Below are 24,918 nucleotides of genomic sequence, written 5' to 3'. Positions count from 1 at the left end.
ACACCATGCAATTCCTCTACAAGCAATTACGCCTCGGCTTCCTCGGTCTGTTCATGCTGGGCCTGCTGGCCGCCTGCCAGAGCACGCCCGAGAAAAAACCGCTGTTCAACGCCGAGCAAGTCGCCACCTTGAAGGAACAGGGCTTCAACCAGACGGACGAAGGCTGGGAACTGAGCTTTACCGACAAGCTGCTGTTTGAATTCGACGCGGCCAAGCTGACGCCGCCCAGCCGCACCGCCATCCAGAAAATCAGCGCGGCCCTGCTGAAAGTGGGCATTACCCACATGCGCGTGGAAGGCCATACGGATAACGAAGGCACGGAAGCGTACAACAACAAGCTGTCGCTGGCGCGCGCCAACGTGGTGGCCGACGCCATGAGCGCCTCGGGCATTCCACGCGACAACATCATCGTCAAGGGCCTGGGCATGAGCAAGCCCGTGGCCTCGAACGCCAGCAAGACGGGCAAGGCGGAAAACCGCCGCGTCACCGTCATCGTCTCGGCGCCATGAGCGTGGGCGCGCCCGCCGTGCGCTGGGTCGTGATGGGCGTGTCCGGCTGCGGCAAGAGCGCCGTCGGCACCCTGCTGGCCGCCGCGCTGGGCGTGCCCTACGTGGAGGGCGACGACGTGCACTCCCCGGAAAACGTGGCCAAGATGGCGGCCGGCATGGCGCTCGACGATGCCGACCGGGCCGGCTGGCTGGCTGCCCTGCGCCAGCGCATCGCCACGGCCCGCGCGCAAGGCGGCGGCCTCGTGGTGTCCTGTTCCGCCCTGAAACGCGCCTACCGCGACGTGCTGCGCGATGGCGACCCGGCCCTGCGCTTTGTCCACCTGGACGGTCCCCGCGAGGTGCTGGAACGCCGCATGCAGCGGCCCGGCCATTTCATGCCGCCCAGCCTGCTGGACAGCCAGCTGCGCACCCTGCAGCCGCTGCAGGCAGACGAGGCCGGCATCGTGCTCGATATCCGCCAGCCGATGGCCGTTTTGCTGGAACAGATCCTGCAGGCGCCCTGACGGGCGGCGCGCGGCTGGACAGCCCGCGGCCCCCTGTGTAGACTGGCGCGCACTTTCATGAGGGATTTTTATGAGCACACCAACGACAAAACCAGCACCGGGCCCGGAATTCTGGGAACGGGCCGACCAGGTCATCGCCCTGGCCAATGAGCAATGCATGCACAGCGGCGGCAATGAAGTGGCCACCTCGCTGCTGTACGCGGCCGCCCGCTTCAACGCCTTCCTCGTCGCCAGCAAGAGCAACGACGTGGCCAAGATGCAGGCAGAGAAGGAAGGCGCCGTGGCGTTCTTCACGGAACAGTACAAGCGCATGCTGACCGACAACTTCAACGATTACATCACCAACTTCGACAAGTACACGCAACCGTCGTCAGCCCCCAAGGGCTGATGCCGACGGCCAGCCTGGACAGCCACCGCGTCCGCGCCCGCCACGCCGGCGCGGTGCTGGACGGCACGGTGCGCTACGCGCCGTTGCCATCGCTGTGGCTGGCGGCCATGCTGGCCGGCGCCCTTGCCGGCGCCCTGTTCGCCTTCAGCTGGACGGGCGTGGCGCTGTTTCTCGTCAGCACGGCCATCGTCCTGCTGTTCGGCCATTCGCTGGGCAGCCACCGCAAGCTGATCCACGACAGCTTTCAATGCCCGCAGTGGCTGGCATACCTGCTCGTCTACCTGGGCGTGCTGGTGGGCCTCAACGGTCCGCTGGGCCTGCTGCGCCAGCACGAACTGCGCGACTATGCGCAGCGCCTGCCCGACTGCCATCCCTATCTGCGCCACGGCGCCGGCTTCTGGCGTGATGCCTGGTGGCAACTCCACTGCCGCCTGCACCTCGCCCATCCGCCACACATCGCCATCGAGCCGCGCATCGCGCACGACGGCTTTTACCGTTTTCTGGAAGCCACGTGGATGCTGCAGCAACTGCCGTGGGCCGTGCTGTGCTTTGCCTGGGGCGGCTGGGGCCTGGTGTGCTGGGGCGTCTGCGCGCGCGTCAGCGCCGGCGTGCTCGGTCATTGGCTGATCGGCTACTTCGCCCACAACCATGGGCAAATGCACTTTCACGTCGATGGCGCCGCCGTGCAGGGCCGCAATATCCGCCTGGCCTCGCTACTGACCATGGGCGAATGCTGGCACAACAACCATCACGCCTATCCGGGCTCGGCCAGGCTGGGCCTGCTGCCGGGCGAATGGGACCCGGGCTGGTGGGTGCTGCTGCTGTTGCGGCGCCTGGGCCTCGTCTCCGGCCTGCGCCTGCCGCACGACCTGGCGCCGCGGCCGGAACTGCGCCGGCTCGACGTCTCCCCCGATCAGGCGTCGTCGCGGCCCGCCAGGTAATTGTTCTTCACGCGCACATAGTGCTCGGCCGAATAGCGCAGGTAGGCGATCTCGGCCTGCGTCAGCGCGCGCACCTTGGCGGCCGGGCGGCCCACGTACAGATGGCCGCTTTCCAGCACCTTGCCCGGCGACACCAGGCTGCCCGCGCCCAGCATCACGTGTTTTTCCACCACCACGTCATCCATGACGATGCTGCCCATGCCGATCAGGCATTCGTCGCCGATGGTGCAGCCGTGCAAGATCACGGAATGGCCGATGGTCACGTACTTGCCGATGGTCAAGGGCGAACCGTCGGGCTTGGCCGCATTCTTGTGCGACACATGGCCCATGGAAAAGTCCTGGATATTGCTGCCCTCGCCGATGACGATGCGGTTGACGTCGCCGCGCAGCACGCTGTTGCACCAGATGGAACAGTCGTCGCCGATCTGCACATCGCCAATCACTTGCGCCGTGTCATGCAGGTAGACGCGCTCGCCCAGCACGGGACGGGTATTCAGGTAGGAACTGACAGGCATGGTATTTTCACTTTCACTTCATCAAATTAATCCACAGGCATCATACCCAGCCGGCGGCCAGCGCAAAAATCGCCAGGCCATGGGCCAGGGACGCGCCCAGCAAACCGGCACGGCAATATACCAGCCCCGCCACCACGCCCTCGATCACGGTAAACACGAGGATGGGCGCGCCCACCTGCGTGACGGTGGTGGCGAGAAAAGCATGGCACAGGCCAAACAGCAGGCCCGACACCAGCGCCGCGCGCCAGGCCGGCAGCCAGGCGCGCAATTGCTGCTGCAGCAAACCCCGGAACAGCAATTCTTCATAACAGTTGGCCGCCAGCGCAAAACCCAGCAGCAAGGGCAGCATCGAGGGCGCGACGGGCGCCAGCGACGGCAAGCCGGACAGGGCTTTCAAGCCCGTGGCCAGCGCGACGACCAGCACGGCGCCCGCCACGCCCAGCAGCACGGACAGGAGCGGCCGCGTGCCGAACCAGCGGATCTGGCGGCGCGCCTCGCTTTCCAGCCAGCACGTGCTTGCCATCAGGGCCAGCGACATGGCGCCCAGCGCCAGCAAGACCGGCGGCGGCGCCGTGAAGCGCAAGCCGCCCGCCGCCACCTGCCAGTAGCCGTGCGCCGTCATCGCATCGCGCGCCAGCACGAAAAACAGGATATGCACGAGCACGCGCAGCAGCGGCACCGTCCGGGGAACGGCCAGCAGCAAGGCAGCACAGACGAGGAAGGCGGGCGTGATCGCCAGCAGATACTGCGCCAGGGAAGTGAGCTCGGCCATCGTTCCGATCGTCCGGTAAAAGGTGCCAACGGGCACGGGCGGCAGCAATTGTATGCGGCGGCCGGCAAAATGGGCAAAAAATCGCCGATTTCTCCGCTCAGGGCGCCACCGGCTTGCGCCAGCCATGCATCAGCCCATGCGTCGCCAGCCCGGCCGCCAGCCCCCACAGCGCGCCGCCCACGCCCAGCAGGGTCACGTTCGCGGCCGTCGCCAGGAAAGTGATCAGCGCCGTTTCGCGCATGCGCACGTCCGCCATCGCCTGCGCCAGGCTGTTGCCGATGGCGCCCAGCAGGGCCAGGCCCGCCAGCGCCGTGATGAAGGGGCGCGGCAAGACCATGAACAGGCTGGCCAGGGTGACGCCGAAGATGCCCACCAGAATGTACAGCACGCCGCAGGCCAGCCCCGCGACATAGCGTTTCGACGGGTCCGCATGCGCATCCTTGCCCGTGCAGATGGCAGCCGTAATGGCGGCGACGTTGAACGCATGCGCGCCGAACGGCGCCATGAGCAGCGAACCGAGCCCCGTCACCGTCAGGATGGGATTGGCGCTGACCTGGTAGCCGTCGTTGCGCAGCACCAGCATGCCGGGCATGTATTGCCCCGTCAGGGTGATCAGGAACAGGGGCAGCGCCACGCCCAGCAGGGACGCTACGGAAAAGCGCGGCATCTCGAACACGGGCGCGGCCAGGGCCAGCGCTATGCCTTGCCCATCGATGCGCCCCTGCGCCAGCAGCAGGGCCAGGCCGATCAGCATGATGCCCACCACGGCAAAGCGCGCGGTGAAGCGGCGCAGCACGGCGTACGACAGCAGCAGGACCGCCACCAGCAGCGGATCGGCGCTGGCGCCGCCAAACGCATTCACGCCAAACTGCAGCAGGATACCGGCCAGCAAGCCGGCGGCGATGCCGCCCGGTATCAGCCGCACCAGGCGCTCGAAGGCGCCGGACATGCCCAGCAAGATGAAGGCGATGGCGGACACGATATAGGCGCCGATCACCTCGGCATACGGCGTATGCGGCATCACGGTGGCCAGGAAGGCCACGCCCGGCGTGGACCAGGCCGTGATGACGGGTGCGCGGTAGCGGTAGCTGAGCCAGATGCCCGTCACGCCCACGCCGATGCTCAGCGACCAGACCCAGGACGCCGTCTGCGCCGCGCTGAGCTGGGCCAGCTGGGCCGCCTGGAACACCAGCACGAAAGTGCCGCCATAGTTGACGAGGACGGAAATGAAAGCCGCCGTGATGGGGGCGGCCAGGTCGCGCCAGCGCGCCTGGCGCCTGTCGCCGTTTACCGCCGAGGATGTGGAGCTGGTCTGCATGCGTATGCCCTTCCCTGAGAGTCGAAAGGGGGCATCTTAATCTTCAGATGGACTGCCGAAGCAGGCCAATTACTACGCACTCAACAGACCACTTTGGCGTTCAGCCCAGCGCGCGGGCCAGGCGGACGATGCCGCTGTCGATCTCGTGCGGCGTGAGCGCGGCAAAGCCCAGCAGCCAGCCGCCCCGCTCCGGCGGCGTCGCATACAGCCGGCTCAGGCCCGGCAGCACGATGCCCGCCTGCGCCGCCAGGCGTATCGTGTCCAGCTCGTCCCTGCCCCCGTGCAGCAGACACGGCATCTGCAAGCCGCCCGGCGGCAGCTGCGCCGCGACCACGTGCGGCAGATGCCGCTGCACGGCCTGCGCCATCGCATCGCGGCGCACGGCGTAGACCTTGCGCATGGCGCGCACATGGGCCGCGAAATGGCCGTCGGCGATGAAACGGGCCAGCGTCAGCTGGTCCAGCTGCGGCGTATGGCCATCGAGGATGCTGCGCGCATGCGTCATCGGCTTGACCAGCGCGGGCGGCAGCACCATGTAGCCGATGCGCAGGCCCGGGTACAGCGACTTGGCGAAGGTGCCCAGGTAAATCGTGCGCTGCTGCGTGTCGAGCCCCTGCACGCAAGCCGTCGGCAAGCCCGCGTAGTGGAACTGGCTGTCGTAATCGTCCTCGATGATCCAGCCCTGGCGCTCGGCAGCCCAGGCAGTCAGGGCCAGGCGGCGCTCGAGCGCCAGGGTGGCGCCCGTCGGGTATTGATGCGACGGCGTCACGTACACCGTATTGGCCCCGCTGCGGTCCGCGCGCAGGTGCTCGATGGACAGGCCCTGCGCATCGACGGGCACGGGCACTACGCGCAGCTGCGCCATTTCGAACGCCTTGCGCGCGCCGAAATAGCCGGGGTCCTCCATCAGGATGGGGCCGTGCGCGTCGGCCAGCACCTGCGCGCACAGGTACAGGGCCTGGCGCGTGCTGCTCAGCACCAGCACCTGGCCGGCCGTGGCGCGCGCGCCCCGCTCCAGGTTCACATAGTCGGCGATGGCCTGGCGCAGAGGTTCGGCGCCTTGCGGGTCGCCGTGCAGCAGCACGCCGGCACGGTGCTCGCCGGCGGCCTGGCGCCGCAGGCGCTCCCACACGTCGACGGGAAACGCGCGCGTTTCCGGCAAGCCCGTGGCGAATGCCTTCACGCTCTGCTGGTCGGCCACGCCGCCGCTGGCGAGGATCTGCGCACCGCGCGCGCTGAGCGCCACCGGCTGCACGGACCCTGGCAGCGATGCCGGCGGCGGCTTGCCCAGCAAGCTGGCGCCTATCGTCTGCGACACGAAACTGCCCGATCCCGCCTGCCGCCGGAGATACCCGTCCAGGCGCAGCTGCGCATACGCCTGTTCCACCGTATCGCGCGACACGCCCAGCGACTGCGCCAGCGCGCGCGTGGCCGGCAGGCGCAGGCCGGGCGCCAGCACGCCATCGAGTATCAGCTGGCGCAGCGCGCGCTGTACCCGCACGCGCAGGTCGAGCGCCGCCAGTGCGGGGGCGGCGAGGCGGATCTTCAGGATGTCGAGTTCGAACTGCGGCGTCATGTCGCTTTCGGTGCGGCGCGGGCGGCAGCCACGGCAGCCATGCTGCTGGCCGGGGAAAAGCCATGCTGCTGCAGCACCGCCACCAGCTGCTCGTCCGCACAGCCCAGGCGCAGGTTTTCCGCCACCCAGTTCTGCCATGCCGCGCCGATCTCCGGCATCGGCTCGGGCGCCAGCGTGAGACCGAGTATGCATGCGGCCAGCAAGCCGTTGATGCGCTTCGTGTCGATCAGGTGCTGCACCACCGCGTGGCCGGAATGGGGAAACGGGTGCAGGGTGCAGCGGCCGTAGGCGGCCAGGCGCTGCGCATGCATGGCGTCGAGGTTCACCGATTCGCTGGCGCTGGCGCCCGCATTGGCCGCGTCAGGCCGCGTGCCGAACACCAGGTGCAGCTGCGTATCGTCCGTCGCCCTGGCGCGGCACAGGGCCGCCAGGTCGTAATAGCCCGAAGGCGGCGGGTCCTGCGCCAGCGACTCCATCACGGGCAGCCAGCGCAGCTCGTGGTACAGGCGCGCCTGCTGCACATCGAGGAAGGAGAGCGGCCCGAAGGCGACGATCTGCCGCGCTTCGAGCAGCAAGCCAAACATGACGGCCGCATACGCGCCCATGGACTGGCCGACGGTGCTGACCTGGCTGGGCGCGATGCTGCGTACCAGCTCGCGCAGGGTCTGCGCCGTTTCATCCACGTGATTGCCCAGGCCAGCGATGCGGCGGTGGTACCAGGCATTGCCCGAATCGCGCACGAGGATCTTGTTCAGGTGCTGGCCGCTGGCCTGTTCCAGCTTTCTCAGGCGCCCGTAAAAGTCGAAGGCGGGCCGCGTCGTCCACGAGACGAAGCCAAAGGCGATCACCAGCGGTGCGCCCGGCACGATGCGGTCGACCAGCACGTCGTCGTCACTGGTGGCGACCAGTCGATTATCCAGCGCTTGCGCTTGCAGCATCGGCCCGGCTCCCGATCAAGGTTGAAACAGCGGAAAGCATGAGTGTAATGCCAGCACTGGCAAAATGGAAACATTCACCGCTGCCGTACGCCGGCCGGCGCGAAAAATCTGCTAGTGTGCAGGCATTTCCCCTCACAGGAGCGCCCCATGCTGCATCGCCTGAAATACCTGTCCCTCGCCGCCGCCATCGCCATGGCTGGCGGCTGCGCCACCACGCCCGACAGCGCCGGGCCGGATACCGGCCTGACGCCAAGCTACAGCCTGACGAATACCTACTGGAAGCTGACGGAACTCGACGGCGCCCCGGTCGTCATGGCGCCGGAGCAGGAACGCGAAGTGCGCATCACGCTCACCGATGATGGCAAGGTGCACGGTTTCACGGGCTGCAACCAGGTCATGGGCGGCTACACGCAGGCCGGCACGGCCCTGCGCTTCACGCAGCTGGCGGGCACGCGCATGGCCTGCCCGCCGCCGTTGATGCAGCTGGAAAGCGCCGTGCTGGCCAATCTGAACAGCGTGACGGGCTACCGTTTCGACGGCGAATACCTGATCCTGCTCAAGGATGGCCAGCCCGTGGCCAAGTACGAATCGGTCTACCTGTGAAATAAAAATCGACTGCCGTTACAATGGCTTCCAGCCCATCATTTGGAAGGAAGCCATGTCCGCCCTGCCCTCGCCGTCCGCAGTCCCCCCGCCATCGGCCGCCGGCCGCTACCGGGCTTTTCTGTTCGATATGGACGGCACCGTCATCAATTCCATCGCCGCCGCCGAACGCATCTGGGGCACGTGGGCGCAGCGCCAGGGCCTCGACGTGGCGGCCTTTTTACCCACCATCCACGGCGCGCGCTCCGTCGACACCATCGCCAGGCTGCGCCTGCCCGGCGTCGACGCGCAGCGCGAGTCGCAGGGCATCACGGATGCCGAGATCATCGATGTAGAGGGGATCATTGAAATCGCGGGCGCGCTGCGCTTCCTGCAGTCGCTGCCGCCCGCGCAATGGGCCATCGTCACGTCGGCGCCGCGCGCGCTGGCCACGGCCCGCCTGAAAGCGGCCGGCATGCCGATACCGGCCATCATGGTGACGGCGGAAGACGTCAAGGCGGGCAAGCCCCGCCCCGATTGCTATTTGCTGGCGGCGGAAAAACTGGGCGTGGCGCCCGCCGATTGCCTGGTGTTCGAAGATGCCTCCGTCGGCATCGAGGCGGGCGAAGCGGCCGGCGCGAAAGTCATCGTCGTCACCGCCACCCATGCGCACCCGCTGGCCACGCGCCACCCCGTCATCGACAGCTACGACAGCATCGTCGCAACGGCCGATGGCGACGGCTTCATCGTGCTGTCGGAGTCGGTTGCAGCACCCGCGACAAGATAGCCTGTTCCAGCGCGGCGAAAGCCGCACTGCCGCGCTGGCGGGGGCGCGGCAAATCCACCTGCAGGTCCAGCGTGATCTGCCCCTCCTCGATCAGCAGCACCCGGTCGGCCAGGGCCACGGCCTCGGCCACGTCGTGCGTCACCAGCACGGCCGTAAAACCGCGCGCCAGCCACAGCGACTCGATCAGCTGCTGCATCTCGATGCGCGTGAGGGCGTCGAGCGCGCCAAGCGGTTCGTCGAGCAGCAGCAGTTGCGGCTCGTGCACGAGGGCGCGCGCCAGCGCCACGCGCTGCTTCTGTCCGCCCGACAGGGCCGCCGGCCAGTCGTCGGCCCGTTCGGCCAGCCCTACCGTCCACAGCGAAGCGGCTGCCGCGCCCACGGAACGGGGCAAGCCCAGGGCCACGTTGTCGAGCACCGTCTTCCACGGCAGCAGCCGCGATTCCTGGAACATGATGCGGATATCGGGCGCGCCCACGCCGCTGCCGATGGCGATCTTGCCGCCGTCGATGCTTTCCAGGCCCGCGATCGAGCGCAGCAAGGTGCTCTTGCCGCAGCCGCTGCGCCCCACGATGGCGACGAACTCGCCCGCTTCCAGCTGCAGGTCGACGTCTTTCAGCACGGGGCGGCTGGTGTAGGACTTGCTCAGCTTTGTCAAGGCCAGCGGCACGCCGCGGCGCTGCAGGGGAGCAGCGGGCGCCGTCTTCGCCTGCGGCGGCGCGCCGGCGGGATCGTACTGCACGAAGTGGGACAAGAAGTCCGTTTCGATCTGGATGGGGGCGAGCAGCATGGTGTCCTCTTCAATCATTATCGGTAGGCGGGATTCCAGCGCAGGCAATGGCGCTCCAGCCCCCGCGAGAACAGATCGGCCAGCTTGCCCAGCAAGGCGTACAGCAAAATCCCCACCAGTACCACGTCCGTTTGCAGGAATTCGCGTGCATTCATGGTCATGTAGCCGATGCCGGCCTGCGCCGAGATGGTCTCGGCGACGATCAGCAGTACCCACACGAGACCCAGCGAGAAGCGCACGCCCACCAGAATGGAGGGCATGGCGGCCGGCAGGATCACGTCGCGGTACAGGGGCCAGCCGGACAGGCCGTAGCTTTTCGCCATTTCGATCAAGCCCTGGTCGGCCGAACGGATGCCGTGGAAGGTGTTCAGGTAGACGGGAAAGAACACGCCGACGGCCAGCAGGAACAATTTGGCCGTCTCGTCGATGCCGAACCACAGGATCACCAGCGGGATCAGGGCCAGCGCGGGGATGTTGCGCACCATTTGCAAGGTCGTGTCGAGCAGGGTTTCCGCATGGCGGAAGCTGCCCGTCAGCAGGCCCAGCAGCAAGCCCAGTCCCGCGCCGACGACGAAACCGACGGTGGCGCGCCACAAGCTCGTTTTCAGGTGCAGCCACAATTCGCCCGACGCGGCCAGGTGCCAGAAGGCCTTCGCCACGGCCCACGGCTCGGGCAGGATGCGGCTCGACAGCCAGCCCCACTGCGCCGCCAGCTGCCAGGCCAGCAGCAGCGCCACGGGCAAGGCCCACGGCGCCAGCCCATTGCGCCAGGACGCGGCGCCGGCCCGTTGTATGGAGCTGGCCGCCATCTCAGGCCGCCTTTTTCTGCGGCGCGGCCGGCACGATATTGCTGGCCATGACCTCGCCGAAAGGGCCGCTCAACGATTGCTCACCCACGGCCTTGCCCTTGCCCAGCAGCGGGAACACCAGTTCGGCAAAGCGGTACGACTCTTCCAGGTGCGGATAGCCGGAGAAGATGAAGGTATCGATGCCCAGGTCCGCGTATTCCTGCATGCGCGCCACCACCGTCGGGCCGTCGCCCACCAGGGCCGTGCCCGCACCGCCGCGCACCAGGCCCACGCCGGCCCACAGGTTGGGCGACACTTCGAGCTTGTCGCGCCGCCCGCCATGCAGGGCCGCCATGCGCTGCTGGCCCACGGAATCCATCTTGCCGAAGGCCGCCTGCGCCTTGGCGATGATGTCGTCGTCCAGGTGGCTGATCAGTTCATCGGCCGCGCGCCAGGCCGCCTCGTTCGTTTCGCGCACGATCACGTGCAGGCGGATGCCGAAGCGCACCGTGCGGCCCCGCTTGGCGGCGCGCGCGCGGATGTCGGCGATCTTTTCCGCCACGGCGGCGGGCGGCTCGCCCCACGTCAGGTACACGTCCATCTGCTCGGCCGCCAGTTCATGCGCGGGCTCGGACGAACCGCCGAAATACAGGGGCGGGTATGGCTTCTGCACGGGCGGATACAGGGTTTTCGCGCCCTTCACCTGGATATGCTTGCCCTCGAAATCGTAGCCGGCAGCGCCGCCCTCGCCCGCCAGGGTGGCACGCCACACCTTGATGAATTCATCGGAGATTTCATAGCGCTTGGCGTGGTCGGCAAACAGGCCGTCCGCTTCCAGCTCGCCCTGGTCGCCGCCCGTGACGACGTTGATCAGCAGGCGCCCGTTCGACAGGCGGTCGAAGGTGGAGGCCATGCGCACGGCCAGGCCCGGCGTGGACAGGCCGGGGCGGATGGCCACGAGGAATTTCAGCTTTTGCGTCACGCTGATCAGGGACGAGGCCACCACCCACGCATCTTCGCAGGAGCGGCCCGTCGGCAGCAGCACGCCGTCGTAGCCCAGGGTATCGGCGGCCACGGCCACCTGGCGCAGGTAATCGGCATCGACGGGGCGTGCGCCCTGCGACGTGCCCAGGTAGCGGCTGTCGCCGTGGGTAGGGATGAACCAGAAGACATTCAATGACATGGTGCGCTTTCCTTTTTCTGTTTATTTTGTGCTGGTGGCCAGCTGGCGTGCCGGCAACAGGGCGTCCTTGACGACGATCGGTTTCGGTATCAGCTTCAGGCTGGAAAACGCATCGGCCACCCTTTGCTGCGAGGCGATCACGTCGACCGACACGGGTTTGACGCCATACGCATAGCGCGAGGCGGCCAGCGCCACGACATCCTTGCCCAAGCCCGTCTGCGCGGCGAGAATCGTCGCCACTTCGTCCGGGTTGTTGCGGCCCCAGTCATCGACCTTGGCCACCTCGTCGAGCACGATGCGCAGGATCTCGGGATTTTTTTCCGCATACGTGCGCGAAGCGAGATAAAACTGGTAGTTCGCCACCAGGCCCTTGCCATCGGCCAGCACGCGGGCGCCCAGCTGCTTTTCCGCGGCCGCCAGGAACGGGTCCCAGATGGCCCAGGCATCCACGCTGCCCCGCTCGAAGGCGGCGCGTGCATCGGCCGGCGGCAGGAACACGGGCTGGATGTCGGCATACGCGACACCCGCCTTTTCCAGCGCCTTCAACAGCAGGTAGTGCACGTTCGAGCCCTTGTTCAGGGCGATTTTCTTGCCCTTCAAGTCGGCCAGGGTGCGCAGGCCGGAACCCTTGGGCACGACGATGGCTTCGCTGGCCGGCGACGCCGGCTCATTGCCGACATACACCAGGTTGGCGCCGGCCGCCTGCGCAAAGATGGGGGGCGCCTCGCCCACGGTGCCGAAATCGATGCTGCCCACGTTGAGGCCTTCCAGCAGCACGGGGCCGGCCGGGAATTCCGTCCATTTCACGCCCACGCCCTGCTCGGCCAGGCGTTTTTCCAGGGTGCCGCGCCCCTTGAGCAGGGTCAGGGTGCCGTACTTCTGATAACCAATACGCACCTGCACTTCCCCCTTGGCCTGCGCCTGCGCCGCGGCGGGCATGCCGGCCGTCATCACGCCAGCGGCGGCGGCAAACAGCAAGCCCAAAGTGGTACGGCGCGAGAGTCGTTGTGCGTGGCGGTGTGTCATGGCAGTTCCTTGGTCGGTGAGTAATCAGGCGGCTTGAAATCGGGGCGCGTACGGCTGGTCCTGCAGCGAACGGCCGGGCACGGAAGCATCCGCGGCCGCAGCATGCGCTGGCGCCGGAACGGGCGGGCGCTGTCCCTGCAGCACGAACAGGCCGGTGGACAGTTCCTCGATGCCGGCCTGCACGCGCGCGGCGATCGGCGCATCCAGGCTCAGGCCATGCTCTTCGTGCCACTCCAGCTGCTGCGCATTGGCATAAATGCTGGTGAATACCTGCTTGGCGCCCAGCGCGTGCAGCACGGGGCGCAGCGCATAGTCGAGCGCCAGGGTGTGGGCATGGCCGCCGCCCGTGGCCAGCGGCAGCACCAGCTTGCCCGCCAGGCCATCCTGCGGCAGCAGGTCGAGGAAGGCCTTCAGCAAGCCCGTATACGACGCCTTGTAGATGGGCGTGGCGATCACGATGGCGTCGGCGTCGGCCACGGCGCGCACGGCGCGGGCAATCGCCGCGTCGTCGTAGTCGGCCAGCAGCAGGGCGCGCGCCGGCAGGTCGCGCACGTGCAGCCTGGCGTAGTGATGGCCTTGCAGCGCCAGCTGTTCGCCGATATGCGCGAGCAAACGGCTGGAACTCGATGGGAGTTGCGGGCTGCCGCCCAATAACAAGATGCTCATGTGATGTCCGTCCCTGTGCGTGATCGATTGATTTGACTACTCAAGATGCTTGCAGCCTATCGCCATCAGGGGCCCGGCAAAACGAATGCTTTCGCGCTTCGATATGCGTTTTCCGACTATCCGGCACTGACGCCCCGCACGCCATGGCGCAGGCGGCAGCCTGGCTTTTTTCGCATATCCATGTGCGGTTTTCTTCGTGTACGGCGCGCGCCCGGCGGTGCAATATCGGCTGCATCGTCTTTCTGGAACTGTCCCATGTCTAGCGCTTTTCTCCATGCCACCCGCCCCGCCGCACCCGCGCCGGAACCCCTGCAGGACGCCATCCGCATTGCCACCACGCTGGCCGCGCGCCTGGCCGAAACGGCCAATGCCCGAGACCAGGCCGGCGGCCATGCGGCCCAGGAGCGCGAATGGCTGCGCGAGTCAGGCCTGCTGACCTTGTCGATTCCCGTGGAGTTCGGCGGCCAGGGCGCGTCGTGGCCCCTCGTGTACCAGGTGATCCGCATCCTGGCGCGGGCCGACAGCGCGCTCGCGCACGTCTTCGGCTTCCACCATTTGCAGCTGGCCGGCCTGCAGCTGTATGGCAGCGCGCAGCAGCAGCGCCGCCTGCTGACACTCACCGTCGACGAGCGCCTGTTCTGGGGCAATGCCCTGAATCCCCTCGACAAGCGGGTCATCGCGGCCGACAGCGACGACGGTTTTATCCTCGACGGCATCAAGAGCTTTTCTTCCGGCTCCGTGGGGTCGGACTGGCTGACCGTCTCGGCCTGGCACGCGCCCACGCAGACGGCGCTGATCGCCGCCCTGCCCACGCGCCAGGACGGCGTGACCGTGCAGGCGGACTGGGACGCCTTCGGCCAGCGCCAGACGGACAGCGGCAATGTGCATTTCCAGGCCGTCGCCCTGCCGCGCGAGCTGGTGCTGCAGCAGCCTGCGCAAGCCGCCACGCCGCAAGCCACCGTGCGCTCGCAGATCGCGCAGCTGATCATGGCGAACCTGTACCTTGGCATCGCCGAAGGCGCGTTCGAGGCGGCGCGCCGCTACACGGACGAGCAGGCGAAGGCCTGGTTTGCCTCGGGCGTGGCCAAGGCAACGGACGACCCCTTGCTGCAGCACCGCTACGGCCAGCTCTGGCTGCTGCTGCGTCCCGCGCAAGTGCTGGCCGACGGCGCGGCGCAGGACCTGGAAAAGGTTTTCCGCAAAGGCTCGCTGGTGACGGCGCGCGAACGGGGCTTGCTGGCCGTTTCCGTGGCCGAAGCCAAGTGCCTGGCGCACAAGGCGGGCCTGGAAATCAGCAGCCAGATGTTCGAACTGACGGGCGCCCGTTCCACCTCGGCCCAGTATGGCTTCGACCGCTACTGGCGCAACGTGCGCGTGCACACCCTGCACGACCCCATCGACTACAAGCTGCGCGACCTGGGACGCTTTGCCCTGAACGGCACCGTGCCCGAGCCGACGGCGTATTCCTGATCCACCCACCAAGGAGCCACCATGACCATCGCCCGCCGCACCGTACTGCTCACCGCCCTGACCCTCGCCCTGTCCAGCGGTTTCGCCCTCGCCAAGGACCCCAAGGACATCACCATCGGCACCAGCGCCGGGCCGTACGCGGACCAGATCAAGCTGGGCATCAAGCCTATCCTGGAAAAACAGGGCTACAAGGTCAAGCTGGTGGAATTCAACGACTACATCCAGCCCAACTTCGCGCTGGCCGAAGGCTCGCTGGACGCCAACGTCTTCCAGCACATCGTCTACCTGAAGAAGTTCGCGCAGGAGCACAAGCTGGCGCTGACGGACCTGATCACGATACCCACGGCGCCGATCGCCATCTACAGCAAGAAGCACAAGACGCTGGACGACGTGAAGGAAGGCACGACGGTGGGTTTGCCGAACGATCCGACCAACCAGGCGCGCGCGCTGGTGCTGCTCGACCAGCTCGGCTGGATCAAGCTGCGCCCCAGCTTCGACCCCGTGCGCGCCTCGGAAAAGGATATCGCCGTCAACACGAAGAAAATCAAGCTGCTGCCGCTGGAAGCGGCGCAGCTGCCACGCTCGCTGGGCGACACCGATTACTCCTTCATCAACGGCAATTACGCGCTGGCGTCCGGGCTGAAACTGACGGATGCGCTGGTGGCCGAGAAGATCTCGCCCAACTACATCAATCTGGTGGCCGTGCGCACGGCCGACAAGGACAAGCAGTTCGCCAGGGACCTGGCGGCCGCCTACCGCTCGCGCGAATTCCTCGACATCACCAATAAACACTTTGCCGGCTACTCGAAACCCGATTACCAGCTGGCCTTGCAGACGGCAGCCAAATAAGCCATGGCCAAGACGATACGCTTCAACGCCTTCCAGATGAATACCGTGGGCCACCAGTCGCCGGGCCTGTGGACGCATGCGCGCGACCGCAGCCACCGCTATACCGATCCCGCCCACTGGACGGAACTGGCGCGGCTGCTGGAAGCGGGCCTGTTCGACGCCGTATTCCTGGCCGACGTGCTGGGCGTGTATGACGTGTACCGGGGCAGCCTCGATGCGGCCCTGGAACACGGCGTGCAGGTGCCGCTGAACGACCCGCTTGCCCTCGTGCCCATCATGGCGCAGGCCACCACGCACCTGGGTTTCGGCGTCACCTGCGCCCTCACCTATGAGCACCCGTACACGTTCGCGCGGCGCATCTCCACGCTCGATCACCTGACGGGCGGGCGCATCGGCTGGAATATCGTTACCGGCTACCTCGATAGCGCGGCGCGCAACCTGGGCTTGAACCAGCAGCTGGGCCACGACGAACGCTACGACCTGGCCGATGAATACCTGGACGTCGTCTACAAGCTGTGGGAAAAGAGCTGGGACGACGACGCCGTCGTCAACGACAAGGCGCGCGGCATCTACGCCGATCCGGCCCGCGTCCATCCGATCAACCATGCCGGGCGCCACTACCAGGTGCCCGGCATCCATTTGTGCGAACCGTCGCCGCAGCGCACGCCCCTGCTGTACCAGGCGGGTACCTCGCCGCGCGGCACGCGCTTTGCGGCGCGCCATGCGGAAGCCACCTTTGTCAGCGGCCCCAGCAAGACGGTGGTGAAATGCTACGCCGACGACTTGCGCACCGCCGTGCGGCAAAGCGGGCGCGATGGCGACGCGCTGCTGATCTACGCGCAGGCGCTGGTCATCACGGGCGCCACGGAAGAAGAAGCGCGCGCCAAACACGCCGGCTACCTGCGCCACGTGAATATCGAGGCGGCGCTGGTGCTGCTGTCCGGCTGGACGGGCGTCGATTTCAGCCGCTACCCGCTCGACGCCACCATCGAATACATCGATTCCCCGGCCGGCCGCTCGGCGCTGGCCTCGTTCAGCCAGGCCGACCCGGACCGCACATGGACGGTGCGCGAGGCAGCCGAATACATCGGCCTGGGCGGACGCGGCCCCGTCATCGTCGGCGACGCGCGCCAGGTGGCCGACCAGCTGGAAAGCTGGCTCGATGAAACGGGCATCGACGGTTTCAATCTCGCCTTCGCCGTGGCCCACGACAGCATGGCCGACGTCGTGCACTACATCGTGCCGGAACTGCAGCGGCGCGGCCGCTACCGCACCCGCTACGAGGAAGGCACCCTGCGCCACAAGGTCTTCGGCCAGGGCCCGCGCCTGCCCGCCAGCCATGCGGGCCGGCAGGTCAGCATCGAATCCGGCAGCGCCACCCTGGCCGCGGCATGAGCGCCTGACAGCGGGCCAGTGACAAGCCTTGCCATTCATGTTAGCTTGCCATGTTGAAAACACATGGGCAAGCGCGTGCATTCCTTTTTCTCTCCATGCAAACCGGTATTCCTGTTCTCCTGCGCAGCCCTGGCCGCCGGCCTGCTGTGCGGCAGCCAAGCCGCGGCGCAAGCCGCCACGCAGGCTGACGCGCCTGCCGAGGCGCCGGCGGAAACCGGCCAGTCCATCCACATCAACAGCATCCGCAATCCGGAACTGAAATCGTACCGCGTGATGGCGGCCGGCCTCGACGCCTTCGATGACTACCATGCGCTGGCGCCCGGGGCGCGCGAAGTGCGCTTCAAGCTGGTCGCGGGCAGCCGCGCGCCGGCGGACGCCATGCAGGACCTGGCCTTGCGCATCGCCGGCAACGAAACCTCGATTGCGCTGCCCCTGGCCGCCGACGGCAGTTTCACGCTGCCGCGCAGCGCGCAAGCGGACAGCGAGGACGCGGACCTGGTCACCAACAAGAAAAAGGGCAATTACCGCTGGCAGCCGTCCATACACAGCGACGGCGTGCCGGCCGGCATGCGCCGCCTGGGTGACCTGCGCCTGCAATGCCAGGTGACGGTTGCCATCGCCAAGAAAGAGATACCGTTCTGGATACGCACCCTGGTCGGCACCCTGCTGCGCACCACCGACTGGTGCGCTTCCGAGCAGCTCAAGATGCACACCCGCAGCGACCAGGCCATCGCCAGCGCCACCTTGCTCGATGGCGAGCGCCGCATCGCCCTGAAGGTGGAAAAGGAAGGCCACGCCTTCCTGTCCCCCATCGGCGACACCCGCTACGGGGACGATACCCTGATCGAACTGGTCTACCAGCCGGATGCCGCCGGCACGCCGCCCGCCGCTCCATAGGCGTTTGCGTCCGGCCCCGTTCCATGTCAGCATACGCCACCTTGGCAACACGGATAAGGATCGCAATGCCCCCCACTCTTACACGCGCGCTGGCACTGGCGCTGCTGGCAGGCCACGGCACCCTGGCATTGGCGCAGGCGCCGGCCACGCCGCCGACGCCGGGCTGCGACGTCTGCGCCGTCTGGAATGCGGACCAGCCGCCGTTCCGCATCTTCGGCAATACCTATTATGTGGGCGTGAAGGGCCTCAGTTCCGTGCTCATCACCTCGCCGCAAGGCCATGTGCTGATCGACGGCGGCTTGCCGGAATCGGCGCCGAAGATCATCGCCAATATCGCCGCGCTGGGCCTGCGCATCGAAGACGTCAAGCTGATCCTCAATTCGCATGGCCATATCGACCATGCGGGCGGACTGGCCGAACTGCAGCGGCGCAGCAATGCGCTGGTCGCCGCCAGCCCGTCGGCCGCGCTGGACCTGGCGTCGGGCGAAGTGGGGCCGGACGACCCGCAATACCACGCGCTGCCCGCGTACCCGCCCGTGAAGGACATGCGCCTGGCGCGCGACGGCAGCCATTTCAATGTGGGCCCCATTACGCTGACGGCGCATGCCACGCCGGGCCACACGCCCGGAGGCCTGAGCTGGACCTGGCAATCGTGCGACGGCCCCCGCTGCCTGAACATGGTGTACGCGGACAGCATCAACGCCGTCTCGCGTCCCGGCTTCAAGTTCAGCGCCAGCAGCGAATATCCGAACGCGCTGGCGGATCTGCGCCACAGCTTCGAGACGCTGGAAAAACTGCCCTGCGACGTGCTGATCTCGGCCCACCCGGAAGCGTCGCAATTATGGGAGCGGCTGGAAGCGAGCGCCACGGCCGACAGCGACGCCTTTGTCGACCCGCAAGCGTGCCGCGCCTACGTGGCGGCGGCGCGCACCCTGCTCGACTCCCGACTGGAACAGGAAAAACAGCAGTAAGCTTGCCAATGCGCTTGTCAACCGTGCACGCTGGCGTGGCGCCGATCTGCTACGCTGGCGCCATTCATTTGAAGAAGGAAATGCCATGTTCACACTCGCCAGACTGATCCCCCTCGCCGCCATCGTCGCCATCACCGCCGGCTGCGCGCAAACGCCCGTGCGCAGCGACGCTGCCGCCGCCGCGCCCGGCGCCACCTCGCCCGCCAGGCCGGCGCCGAAACTGACGGAAACGCAGTGGAAACTGAAGGAATTGAAGGGCAAGCCAGTGGTGCGCAAGGCGCCCGAGCAGCGCGAAGTGACCCTGCTGCTGGCCGAAGGCCGCGCCAGTGGCCACAGCGGCTGCAACCAGATGATGGGCGGCTACACCAGCGATGGCGTCAGCACCCTCGCCTTCGGGCAGATGGCCGGCACCATGATGATGTGCCAGCCGCAGGACATGGACCTGGAACGCCTGCTGCTGACCACCCTGGGCGAAGTCAACGGCTACCGCTACGCCGACCAGGAATTGCTGCTGCTGAAGGATGGCGTGCCCGTGGCGCGCTATGAAGCGCTGACGGTGAAGTAAAACCCGCACTCCCGCATGTGAAGAGTGCCCGAAAAACGTTCAGGGCAAGGCGCTGCAACGCCGTCATGGACGTTTTCTCGGCCACTCTTCAGTCGTTGCGCATCTGCGCCTGCGATACATTGCTTTCTGGCGGCACGCTCTGCGTCAGCCACACATTCCCCCCGATGGTCGATCCCGCGCCGATGGTGATGCGCCCCAGCACGGTCGCGCCCGCGTAAATCACCACGTCGTCCTCGACGATGGGGTGGCGCGGCGTACCCTTGATCAGGGCGCCGCTGGCATCGGCAGGAAAGCGCTTGGCCCCCAGAGTGACGGCCTGGTACAGGCGCACGCGCTGGCCGATGATGGCCGTCTCGCCGATCACCACGCCCGTGCCGTGGTCGATGAAGAAGGACGCGCCGATGTGCGCGCCCGGGTGGATGTCGATGCCCGTCAAGGTGTGCGCGATATCGGCGACCAGGCGCGCGAGGAACGGCGCGCCCAGCGCGTGCAGCTGGTGCGCCAGGCGGTGGTACAGGATGGCGATGGTGCCCGGATAGCACAGCATGATCTCGGCCACCGAGGTGGCGGCCGGGTCGCCCGCATAGGCTGCCTGCACGTCCGACACCAGCAGGGCGCGGATGTCAGGCAGGCTGGCGGCGAACGCGCGCGTGATGTCGCGCGCCTTTGCCGCCAGCGCCGCATCGTCGCTGGCGGCATCGTGCTCATCGCCGGCCGGAACGGAAAACAGCAGGCCCCGCCGCACCTGCTCGCTGAGGCGGTTCAAGGTGGTGTTGAGCGTGTCGCCGACAAAATAATCGATGCTTTCGTCCGTCAGGTTGGGCCGCCCGTAATGCGTGGGAAACAGGGCGGCCGACAAACCGTTGACGATGGTGGTGAGCGCCTCGCGCGACGGCAGTTCGCGCACCCTGCCGTTATGGCGGATCTTGTGCTTGTCTTCGCGCGAGCTGCGCAAGGCCTGGATCACGGGCCCCAGGTTCCACTGGGCCGTGTCGTCGGCGGGCGCTGCGGGATAAATGCTGTGCATGGCGTATCACTTCCAGAAAACGGCAAACAAGCCGGGTCGCCCCAGCTTAACGGCGGCGGCAGGCAAAGCAAACGAAGGATTCCAAGGTTTGATATGCGAAAAACGCATATGAACGGCAAACCGCGCCCGCGCCAAACCCGATTCCGGGCACTAGCGTAAAATGACGGACTAACAAAAACACTGTTCAACATGACTAAATTATTAACATGGATTTTGGCGGGCCTGGCGATGGTCGGACCGCTTGCAATTGACACCTATCTGCCGTCTTTCCCTGCCATCGCGCACGACTTCAATGCCAGCCCCCTGCTGGTGCAGCAAACCCTGAGCTTTTTCCTGTTCACGTTTGCTTTCATGATGCTGTTCTACGGCACCTTGTCCGACTCGTTCGGCCGCCGTCCCGTGATTCTCGTCTCGCTGGTGCTGTATGTGATCGCCTCCGTGGGCGCCGCGCTGGCGCCGTCGCTGGGCTGGCTGCTGGCCTGGCGCGTGCTGCAGGGGCTGTCGGCGGGCGCTGGCTCCGTGATCGGCCGCGCCATCGTGCAAGACCGCTATTCGGGCGCCGCCGCGCAAAAAATCCTCTCGCACATCATGATGGTGTTCGCGCTGGCGCCTGCCATCGCCCCCGTACTGGGCGGCTGGATGCAGGTGAGCCTGGGCTGGCGCTGGATCTTCTGGTTCCTGACGGCCTTCGGCGTGCTGATGTTCGTCGTCGTCTGGCGCGCGCTGCCGGAAAGCTTGCCGAAGGAACAGCGCCACGCCTTCCACTTGGGCGGCATCGCCGTCAATTACTGGAAAGTGCTGTGCCACCGCCAGTTCCTGCTGCTGTCGACGGCCATCGGCGCCGCCTTTGGCGGCTTCGCCCTGTACATCGGTTCGGCCGCCTACTTCATCATCAACATCCTGCACCTGCCGGAAACGGCATTTGCCTGGCTGTTCATTCCCCTGATTAGCGGCATGGTGTTCGGCTCGGCCCTGTCGGCGAAGATCGCCCACCGCTACAGCCAGCGCCAGATGATCTGGGCCGGTTTCATCCTGATGCTGGTGGCCGCGCTGGCCAACATCGGCTACAACTACTTCTTTGCTGCCGAAGTGCCATGGGCCGTGCTGCCATTGTTCTTCTACTCGTTCGCCCTGTCGATCGCCATGCCGCCGATGACCCTGATGGCGCTCAACCACTTCCCCAACAACAGCGGCCTGGCGTCGTCGATGCAGTCGTTCATCCAGATGCTGCTGTTCGCGCTGGTGTCGGGCCTGGTGGCGCCGCTACTGTTCGACAGCGCCTTGAATCTGGCGTATGGGGTGATGGCGGGGCTGCTGGTGAGTTTGTTGTGCTGGGTGTTTGCGCAGGGCGGGAAAGCGGAAGCGGTCAAGCAGTAGCTTTTTACAGCGGATTTTTCAGGTCGGGAGCGCCTGAAAAACGTTCAGGACAAGGCGCCGTGCCGCAGGCAGTACGCTAGTACGGCAAGGCACGGCAACGCAGTCATGGACGTTTTCTCAGGCGCTCCTCAAGGCCAGGGGGCAGGGGTCACATCGACATACTGCGCCCCGCCCTGCTCCGGTTCCGCGCCGTCGCGCGGGGCTGGCTGGTTCAGGGAACCGGCCGGCGAACGCAAGCTCAATATCTCCTTGCGCGCCTCCACGAAGTCGGCGGAACTGAGGGGGTTGTGCTGGTCGGGCCAGTGGCTGACGGCCCATTCCTGCAAGGTTTCAAAGCGCCGCCACAGTTCCGCGATGAATGCGCGGCGCGCTTCTTCCAGCTGTTCCGGCGTCTTTTCGGCGCCTTCCCCGATATGTACTTGCATGGCTGCTCCCTGGCTGATCAATTATCTTGCAGCCTACGCAGGGACCAGCCAGGCGTCTGTTCGCGAACGAACACAGGATTTACTCGGGCATCTTGCGGAAACCCACGGCCAGACGGTTCCACGTATTGATGGAGCCGATGGCCAGGGTGACGTTGACCATCTCGGCCGGCGTCAACTGTTCCGCCAGCGCCGCGTAGTCTGCGTCGGACGCATGGTTCTGCGGCAGCAGGGTCAGCGCTTCCGTCCAGGCCAGCACGGCCCGCTCGCGCGGCGTGAAGAACGGCGTTTCGCGCCAGACGGACACGGCGTACAAACGGCGTTCCGTTTCGCCCGCCTTGCGCGCATCGCTCGTGTGCATGTCCACGCAGAAAGCGCAGCCATTGATCTGAGAGGCGCGCAGGCGGATCAGCTCGAGCAGCGAGTGTTCCACGCCCAGTTTGGCGATGGCCGCTTCCAGCGCATACATGGCCTTGACGGCGTCCGGCGAAGCTTGTGTGAAATCGAGTCGTTGCTGTGTCATGATGCATTCCTTGATCAAGTAAAGATGCACTATTGTAGAAGCGCGGGCAACGCGCGCGGCAGGCCAATCCTGCCGAAAAACGGCAGACCACCAACAGATACCCCATGGAATTACATATCCTGATCGACGGCACGCGCGACCTGGGCGGCCAGCTGTATCGCCAGCTCAGCGAAGCCATCCGCTCGGGCCGCCTGGCCGACGGCCAGCAATTGCCCCCCTCGCGCCTGCTGGCCAGCCAGCTGGGCCTGTCGCGCAAGACGGTGTCCGACGTGTATGACAGGCTCGGCTATGAAAAGCTGCTGGTAGGAAAGGTCGGCGTGGGCAGCTTCGTGCAGACGCCGCACGCCTCGCCGCAGCGGCGCCACGCCAGCACGCCGCTGGCCAGCGCCCAGCGCATCGCCCGCTGGGAAGCGGCGCCCACGCCCTTGCGCCGGGCCAGCCAGGAAACGCCCGCGCGCTACGCCTTCATCGGCGGACGCGCCACGCCATCGCACTTTCCCCAGGATGAATGGCGCGCCTGCATGCTGCATGCGCTGCGCCAGGGCGGCCAGGCGCGCGGCCGCTACGGCCCCGTGGAAGGCTTGCCCGCCTTGCGCGCGGCGATTGCCGGCCATGCCGCCTTCAGCCGCGGCATCCATTGCACCGACGAACAGGTACTCGTCACCAGCGGCGCGCAGCAGGCTTTGCATCTGCTGGCGCAAACCCTGCTGGAACCGGGCGACACGGTTGCCGTGGAAGAACCCGGCTACCCCGTGGCGCGCGCCGTGTTCGCCAGCCAGGGCGCGCGCGTGGTGGGTGTCGAGGTGGACGAGGATGGCCTCATGGTGGAGCAGATCCCCGACGGCACGCGCCTGATCTATGTGACGCCCGCGCATCAATTCCCGCTCGGCATGCCGATGAGCATGGCGCGCCGCCATGCCTTGCTGGAGCGGGCGCACCAGCTGGGCGCCATCGTCATCGAAGACGATTACGACAGCGCCTTCCGCTACGAGGGCCGGCCCGAGGATTCCCTGCAAAGCATGGACCGCTACGGCGTCGTGGCCCACGTGGGCAGCTTTTCCAAGATCATGGTGCCGGAACTGCGGCTGGGCTATGTGGTGCTGCCGCTGGCCATCGTGGCCGCCATGCAGACGGTGAAATACCTGAGCGATTGCCACACGGCCAGCCTGGGGCAGCATGCGCTGGCCAAGTTCATCCACGATGGCCACCTGCTGCGCCACATACGCCGCTGCCACGATATCTACGCGGGACGGCGCGAGCGGCTGCAGTACTGGTTCAACGGTCCGCTGGCGCCGTGGTTCCGCCTGGTGCCGGCCAGCGCCGGCTTCCACGTGGCGGCCCTGGCGCAGGCGCCGCTCGATATCGCCGAATTGCTGCGCCGCGCCCGCCTGGCCGACATCAGCCTGTATGCGCTGTCCAGCTTTTACCATGGCCCCGCCCGCCATGAAGGCCTGTTCCTCGGCTATGGCGCCATCGACAGGCTCGATATCGACACGGCGCTGGCCAAGGTGCTGGCGATCCTGCAAGACATGGCGCCCCTGCCCCTCAGCGGGGCTGCCAGCGATAGTGTCCCGTAATCGGATAGCTGAACAGGATATTTTCCTCGCGCGCGCCCTCGCCGATGTTGTGGATGATGAGCGGCACGCCGCCCCACGACTGCTTGTCGCTGACGATGCCGATATGCGTGAGGTTGCGCGGCAAACGCCAGGTGACGATGTCCCCTGCGCGGTAAGCGTGCGCTTCCTTGCTTGGCGGCAAGCTGGTGCCATGGCGGGCAAAGTAGGTGCCCAGGTTCGGCACGCGGCGGTGGTCGATATTGCGGTCCGGCGCCTTCATCTGCCAGCGCCCCTGTTGCTGGTACACCTGCCACGCCTTGCGCATATCCTCGTGCACCAGCACCTGCAAGTCCTGCCCCAGCTGGCGGTAGGCGCGCACGACCACGTCCGTGCACACGCCCCGCTCGAGCGGCACGTCGCCGCCCGGATACGCGAGGCGTTCATAGCGCGGGTCGTACTGCAGGGTCACGCCCACCTGGCTGCGGGCCGCGGCGACGAGGGCTTGCGGGGTGGGTGCCGGCGCGGCATGCAGCGCCAGCGGCAACAGGACGAATAACAGGGTGGAGAGCAGTCTGGATGGCATGGCA

At 66.8% G+C, this 24,918-nt stretch carries 28 protein-coding genes; 14 read left to right on the top strand and 14 right to left on the bottom strand.

Going from position 1 to position 24,918, the window contains the following annotated elements; genetic code table 11:
• The first annotated feature begins 5 nt into the window (after positions 1 to 5).
• The 4 genes from GCN75_RS12140 (at position 6) to GCN75_RS12125 (ending at position 2,341) form a co-directional block, all read left to right on the top strand.
• Positions 6 to 509 carry an OmpA family protein gene (locus GCN75_RS12140; RefSeq protein WP_152282738.1) on the top strand — a complete coding sequence of 168 codons (504 nt, stop codon included), beginning with the start codon at positions 6 to 8 and terminating at the stop codon, positions 507 to 509.
• A complete protein-coding gene (locus GCN75_RS12135; RefSeq protein ID WP_226941324.1) occupies positions 506 to 1,012 on the top strand; it encodes a gluconokinase in 507 nt (168 codons plus the stop codon). Before GCN75_RS12140 ends, GCN75_RS12135 begins: the two co-directional genes overlap by 4 nt.
• 70 nt (positions 1,013 to 1,082) lie before the next feature.
• Positions 1,083 to 1,400: a DUF3144 domain-containing protein gene (locus GCN75_RS12130; protein WP_092712778.1), complete on the top strand. Its 318-nt coding sequence runs from the start codon at positions 1,083 to 1,085 to the stop codon at positions 1,398 to 1,400.
• Positions 1,400 to 2,341, top strand: a complete 942-nt coding sequence (locus tag GCN75_RS12125; protein ID WP_226941322.1) for an acyl-CoA desaturase — start codon at positions 1,400 to 1,402, stop codon at positions 2,339 to 2,341. The genes GCN75_RS12130 and GCN75_RS12125 overlap by 1 nt, the downstream gene beginning before the upstream one ends.
• Here the strand turns inward: GCN75_RS12125 and GCN75_RS12120 are convergent.
• The 5 genes from GCN75_RS12120 to GCN75_RS12100 form a co-directional block, all read right to left on the bottom strand.
• Positions 2,314 to 2,856 (bottom strand): gamma carbonic anhydrase family protein, encoded by a 543-nt coding sequence (locus tag GCN75_RS12120; RefSeq protein ID WP_152256027.1) that lies wholly within the window; start codon positions 2,854 to 2,856, stop codon positions 2,314 to 2,316. The two genes, GCN75_RS12125 and GCN75_RS12120, sit on opposite strands and share 28 nt — an antisense overlap.
• Positions 2,857 to 2,896: 40 nt before the next feature.
• A complete protein-coding gene (locus GCN75_RS12115) occupies positions 2,897 to 3,628 on the bottom strand; it encodes a CPBP family intramembrane glutamic endopeptidase (protein ID WP_193317478.1) in 732 nt (243 codons plus the stop codon).
• A 97-nt stretch (positions 3,629 to 3,725) separates the two neighbouring features.
• Entirely contained in the window at positions 3,726 to 4,946 is a 1,221-nt protein-coding gene (locus GCN75_RS12110) for a benzoate/H(+) symporter BenE family transporter (RefSeq protein WP_152282735.1), read from the bottom strand.
• Between the two features lie 100 nt (positions 4,947 to 5,046).
• Positions 5,047 to 6,522 carry a MocR-like pyridoxine biosynthesis transcription factor PdxR gene (pdxR, locus tag GCN75_RS12105; RefSeq protein WP_152282734.1) on the bottom strand — a complete coding sequence of 492 codons (1,476 nt, stop codon included), beginning with the start codon at positions 6,520 to 6,522 and terminating at the stop codon, positions 5,047 to 5,049.
• The gene (locus GCN75_RS12100) at positions 6,519 to 7,460 is read right to left on the bottom strand and encodes a hypothetical protein (RefSeq protein ID WP_152282733.1); all 942 of its coding nucleotides are present in this window, start codon (positions 7,458 to 7,460) and stop codon (positions 6,519 to 6,521) included. The genes pdxR (GCN75_RS12105) and GCN75_RS12100 overlap by 4 nt, the downstream gene beginning before the upstream one ends.
• 147 nt (positions 7,461 to 7,607) lie before the next feature.
• Between GCN75_RS12100 and GCN75_RS12095 the strand changes: the two genes are divergently transcribed.
• A complete protein-coding gene (locus GCN75_RS12095; RefSeq protein ID WP_152282732.1) occupies positions 7,608 to 8,063 on the top strand; it encodes an META domain-containing protein in 456 nt (151 codons plus the stop codon).
• A gap of 55 nt (positions 8,064 to 8,118) precedes the next feature.
• Positions 8,119 to 8,829, top strand: coding sequence for an HAD-IA family hydrolase (locus GCN75_RS12090; RefSeq protein WP_152282731.1), 711 nt, complete (start codon positions 8,119 to 8,121; stop codon positions 8,827 to 8,829).
• Here GCN75_RS12090 and GCN75_RS12085 read toward each other — a convergent pair.
• From GCN75_RS12085 to ssuE, 5 genes are read right to left on the bottom strand one after another with little or no spacing between them, the layout of a single operon-like run.
• The gene (locus GCN75_RS12085) at positions 8,786 to 9,616 is read right to left on the bottom strand and encodes an ATP-binding cassette domain-containing protein (protein WP_152282730.1); all 831 of its coding nucleotides are present in this window, start codon (positions 9,614 to 9,616) and stop codon (positions 8,786 to 8,788) included. The genes GCN75_RS12090 and GCN75_RS12085 overlap by 44 nt on opposite strands.
• A gap of 17 nt (positions 9,617 to 9,633) precedes the next feature.
• Positions 9,634 to 10,425, bottom strand: a complete 792-nt coding sequence (ssuC, locus tag GCN75_RS12080) for an aliphatic sulfonate ABC transporter permease SsuC (RefSeq protein ID WP_152282729.1) — start codon at positions 10,423 to 10,425, stop codon at positions 9,634 to 9,636.
• Position 10,426: 1 nt separating this feature from the next.
• Positions 10,427 to 11,587: an FMNH2-dependent alkanesulfonate monooxygenase gene (ssuD, locus tag GCN75_RS12075; protein WP_152256036.1), complete on the bottom strand. Its 1,161-nt coding sequence runs from the start codon at positions 11,585 to 11,587 to the stop codon at positions 10,427 to 10,429.
• Between the two features lie 21 nt (positions 11,588 to 11,608).
• Entirely contained in the window at positions 11,609 to 12,613 is a 1,005-nt protein-coding gene (locus GCN75_RS12070; RefSeq protein WP_193317477.1) for a sulfonate ABC transporter substrate-binding protein, read from the bottom strand.
• Positions 12,614 to 12,637: 24 nt separating this feature from the next.
• Positions 12,638 to 13,279 carry an NADPH-dependent FMN reductase gene (ssuE, locus tag GCN75_RS12065; protein WP_152282728.1) on the bottom strand — a complete coding sequence of 214 codons (642 nt, stop codon included), beginning with the start codon at positions 13,277 to 13,279 and terminating at the stop codon, positions 12,638 to 12,640.
• 255 nt (positions 13,280 to 13,534) lie between these two features.
• Here ssuE and GCN75_RS12060 point away from each other — a divergent pair, with 255 nt between their 5' ends.
• The 6 genes from GCN75_RS12060 (at position 13,535) to GCN75_RS12035 (ending at position 19,426) form a co-directional block, all read left to right on the top strand.
• The gene (locus GCN75_RS12060) at positions 13,535 to 14,749 is read left to right on the top strand and encodes an acyl-CoA dehydrogenase family protein (RefSeq protein ID WP_152282727.1); all 1,215 of its coding nucleotides are present in this window, start codon (positions 13,535 to 13,537) and stop codon (positions 14,747 to 14,749) included.
• A 21-nt stretch (positions 14,750 to 14,770) separates the two neighbouring features.
• Positions 14,771 to 15,598, top strand: a complete 828-nt coding sequence (locus tag GCN75_RS12055; protein WP_152282726.1) for a MetQ/NlpA family ABC transporter substrate-binding protein — start codon at positions 14,771 to 14,773, stop codon at positions 15,596 to 15,598.
• Between the two features lie 3 nt (positions 15,599 to 15,601).
• Positions 15,602 to 16,993, top strand: a complete 1,392-nt coding sequence (locus GCN75_RS12050) for an LLM class flavin-dependent oxidoreductase (protein WP_152282725.1) — start codon at positions 15,602 to 15,604, stop codon at positions 16,991 to 16,993.
• Positions 16,994 to 17,056: 63 nt separating this feature from the next.
• The gene (locus GCN75_RS12045; RefSeq protein WP_226941321.1) at positions 17,057 to 17,890 is read left to right on the top strand and encodes a hypothetical protein; all 834 of its coding nucleotides are present in this window, start codon (positions 17,057 to 17,059) and stop codon (positions 17,888 to 17,890) included.
• Positions 17,891 to 17,955: 65 nt separating this feature from the next.
• Positions 17,956 to 18,861 carry a subclass B3 metallo-beta-lactamase gene (bla, locus tag GCN75_RS12040; protein WP_152282724.1) on the top strand — a complete coding sequence of 302 codons (906 nt, stop codon included), beginning with the start codon at positions 17,956 to 17,958 and terminating at the stop codon, positions 18,859 to 18,861.
• Between the two features lie 85 nt (positions 18,862 to 18,946).
• Positions 18,947 to 19,426: an META domain-containing protein gene (locus tag GCN75_RS12035; RefSeq protein WP_226941320.1), complete on the top strand. Its 480-nt coding sequence runs from the start codon at positions 18,947 to 18,949 to the stop codon at positions 19,424 to 19,426.
• A gap of 88 nt (positions 19,427 to 19,514) precedes the next feature.
• On the opposite strand, the gene epsC is transcribed toward GCN75_RS12035, so the two are convergent.
• Complete coding sequence (epsC, locus tag GCN75_RS12030) at positions 19,515 to 20,453, bottom strand: serine O-acetyltransferase EpsC (RefSeq protein ID WP_152282723.1); 939 nt, start codon at positions 20,451 to 20,453, stop codon at positions 19,515 to 19,517.
• 189 nt (positions 20,454 to 20,642) lie between these two features.
• On the opposite strand from epsC, the gene GCN75_RS12025 reads away from it, so the two are divergent.
• Positions 20,643 to 21,830, top strand: a complete 1,188-nt coding sequence (locus tag GCN75_RS12025) for a multidrug effflux MFS transporter (RefSeq protein WP_152282722.1) — start codon at positions 20,643 to 20,645, stop codon at positions 21,828 to 21,830.
• A 128-nt stretch (positions 21,831 to 21,958) separates the two neighbouring features.
• Here the strand turns inward: GCN75_RS12025 and GCN75_RS12020 are convergent, their stop codons facing one another.
• Entirely contained in the window at positions 21,959 to 22,255 is a 297-nt protein-coding gene (locus GCN75_RS12020) for a hypothetical protein (RefSeq protein ID WP_152282721.1), read from the bottom strand.
• Positions 22,256 to 22,334: 79 nt separating this feature from the next.
• Positions 22,335 to 22,775 (bottom strand): carboxymuconolactone decarboxylase family protein, encoded by a 441-nt coding sequence (locus GCN75_RS12015; RefSeq protein WP_086138404.1) that lies wholly within the window; start codon positions 22,773 to 22,775, stop codon positions 22,335 to 22,337.
• Positions 22,776 to 22,879: 104 nt separating this feature from the next.
• Here GCN75_RS12015 and pdxR (GCN75_RS12010) point away from each other — a divergent pair, with 104 nt between their 5' ends.
• Entirely contained in the window at positions 22,880 to 24,352 is a 1,473-nt protein-coding gene (pdxR, locus tag GCN75_RS12010; RefSeq protein ID WP_152282720.1) for a MocR-like pyridoxine biosynthesis transcription factor PdxR, read from the top strand.
• Here the strand turns inward: pdxR (GCN75_RS12010) and GCN75_RS12005 are convergent.
• Entirely contained in the window at positions 24,321 to 24,914 is a 594-nt protein-coding gene (locus tag GCN75_RS12005) for a DUF1287 domain-containing protein (protein WP_152282719.1), read from the bottom strand. The genes pdxR (GCN75_RS12010) and GCN75_RS12005 overlap by 32 nt on opposite strands.
• Between the last annotated feature and the right edge of the window lie 4 nt (positions 24,915 to 24,918).

Source organism: Janthinobacterium violaceinigrum, from assembly GCF_009208555.1.
GTDB lineage: Bacteria > Pseudomonadota > Gammaproteobacteria > Burkholderiales > Burkholderiaceae_D > Janthinobacterium > Janthinobacterium violaceinigrum.
This window is presented reverse-complemented; position numbering and strand designations above follow the sequence as displayed.

What these genes read in the sequence shown, in the direction of transcription:
- GCN75_RS12140 (WP_152282738.1), top strand. Translation starts at nt 6, where the DNA reads ATGCAATTCCTCTACAAGCAATTACGCCTCGGCTTCCTCGGTCTGTTC.
- GCN75_RS12135 (WP_226941324.1), top strand. Translation starts at nt 506, where the DNA reads ATGAGCGTGGGCGCGCCCGCCGTGCGCTGGGTCGTGATGGGCGTGTCC.
- GCN75_RS12130 (WP_092712778.1), top strand. Translation starts at nt 1,083, where the DNA reads ATGAGCACACCAACGACAAAACCAGCACCGGGCCCGGAATTCTGGGAA.
- GCN75_RS12125 (WP_226941322.1), top strand. Translation starts at nt 1,400, where the DNA reads ATGCCGACGGCCAGCCTGGACAGCCACCGCGTCCGCGCCCGCCACGCC.
- GCN75_RS12120 (WP_152256027.1), bottom strand. Translation starts at nt 2,856, where the DNA reads ATGCCTGTCAGTTCCTACCTGAATACCCGTCCCGTGCTGGGCGAGCGC.
- GCN75_RS12115 (WP_193317478.1), bottom strand. Translation starts at nt 3,628, where the DNA reads ATGGCCGAGCTCACTTCCCTGGCGCAGTATCTGCTGGCGATCACGCCC.
- GCN75_RS12110 (WP_152282735.1), bottom strand. Translation starts at nt 4,946, where the DNA reads ATGCAGACCAGCTCCACATCCTCGGCGGTAAACGGCGACAGGCGCCAG.
- pdxR (WP_152282734.1), bottom strand. Translation starts at nt 6,522, where the DNA reads ATGACGCCGCAGTTCGAACTCGACATCCTGAAGATCCGCCTCGCCGCC.
- GCN75_RS12100 (WP_152282733.1), bottom strand. Translation starts at nt 7,460, where the DNA reads ATGCTGCAAGCGCAAGCGCTGGATAATCGACTGGTCGCCACCAGTGAC.
- GCN75_RS12095 (WP_152282732.1), top strand. Translation starts at nt 7,608, where the DNA reads ATGCTGCATCGCCTGAAATACCTGTCCCTCGCCGCCGCCATCGCCATG.
- GCN75_RS12090 (WP_152282731.1), top strand. Translation starts at nt 8,119, where the DNA reads ATGTCCGCCCTGCCCTCGCCGTCCGCAGTCCCCCCGCCATCGGCCGCC.
- GCN75_RS12085 (WP_152282730.1), bottom strand. Translation starts at nt 9,616, where the DNA reads ATGCTGCTCGCCCCCATCCAGATCGAAACGGACTTCTTGTCCCACTTC.
- ssuC (WP_152282729.1), bottom strand. Translation starts at nt 10,425, where the DNA reads ATGGCGGCCAGCTCCATACAACGGGCCGGCGCCGCGTCCTGGCGCAAT.
- ssuD (WP_152256036.1), bottom strand. Translation starts at nt 11,587, where the DNA reads ATGTCATTGAATGTCTTCTGGTTCATCCCTACCCACGGCGACAGCCGC.
- GCN75_RS12070 (WP_193317477.1), bottom strand. Translation starts at nt 12,613, where the DNA reads ATGACACACCGCCACGCACAACGACTCTCGCGCCGTACCACTTTGGGC.
- ssuE (WP_152282728.1), bottom strand. Translation starts at nt 13,279, where the DNA reads ATGAGCATCTTGTTATTGGGCGGCAGCCCGCAACTCCCATCGAGTTCC.
- GCN75_RS12060 (WP_152282727.1), top strand. Translation starts at nt 13,535, where the DNA reads ATGTCTAGCGCTTTTCTCCATGCCACCCGCCCCGCCGCACCCGCGCCG.
- GCN75_RS12055 (WP_152282726.1), top strand. Translation starts at nt 14,771, where the DNA reads ATGACCATCGCCCGCCGCACCGTACTGCTCACCGCCCTGACCCTCGCC.
- GCN75_RS12050 (WP_152282725.1), top strand. Translation starts at nt 15,602, where the DNA reads ATGGCCAAGACGATACGCTTCAACGCCTTCCAGATGAATACCGTGGGC.
- GCN75_RS12045 (WP_226941321.1), top strand. Translation starts at nt 17,057, where the DNA reads ATGGGCAAGCGCGTGCATTCCTTTTTCTCTCCATGCAAACCGGTATTC.
- bla (WP_152282724.1), top strand. Translation starts at nt 17,956, where the DNA reads ATGCCCCCCACTCTTACACGCGCGCTGGCACTGGCGCTGCTGGCAGGC.
- GCN75_RS12035 (WP_226941320.1), top strand. Translation starts at nt 18,947, where the DNA reads ATGTTCACACTCGCCAGACTGATCCCCCTCGCCGCCATCGTCGCCATC.
- epsC (WP_152282723.1), bottom strand. Translation starts at nt 20,453, where the DNA reads ATGCACAGCATTTATCCCGCAGCGCCCGCCGACGACACGGCCCAGTGG.
- GCN75_RS12025 (WP_152282722.1), top strand. Translation starts at nt 20,643, where the DNA reads ATGACTAAATTATTAACATGGATTTTGGCGGGCCTGGCGATGGTCGGA.
- GCN75_RS12020 (WP_152282721.1), bottom strand. Translation starts at nt 22,255, where the DNA reads ATGCAAGTACATATCGGGGAAGGCGCCGAAAAGACGCCGGAACAGCTG.
- GCN75_RS12015 (WP_086138404.1), bottom strand. Translation starts at nt 22,775, where the DNA reads ATGACACAGCAACGACTCGATTTCACACAAGCTTCGCCGGACGCCGTC.
- pdxR (WP_152282720.1), top strand. Translation starts at nt 22,880, where the DNA reads ATGGAATTACATATCCTGATCGACGGCACGCGCGACCTGGGCGGCCAG.
- GCN75_RS12005 (WP_152282719.1), bottom strand. Translation starts at nt 24,914, where the DNA reads ATGCCATCCAGACTGCTCTCCACCCTGTTATTCGTCCTGTTGCCGCTG.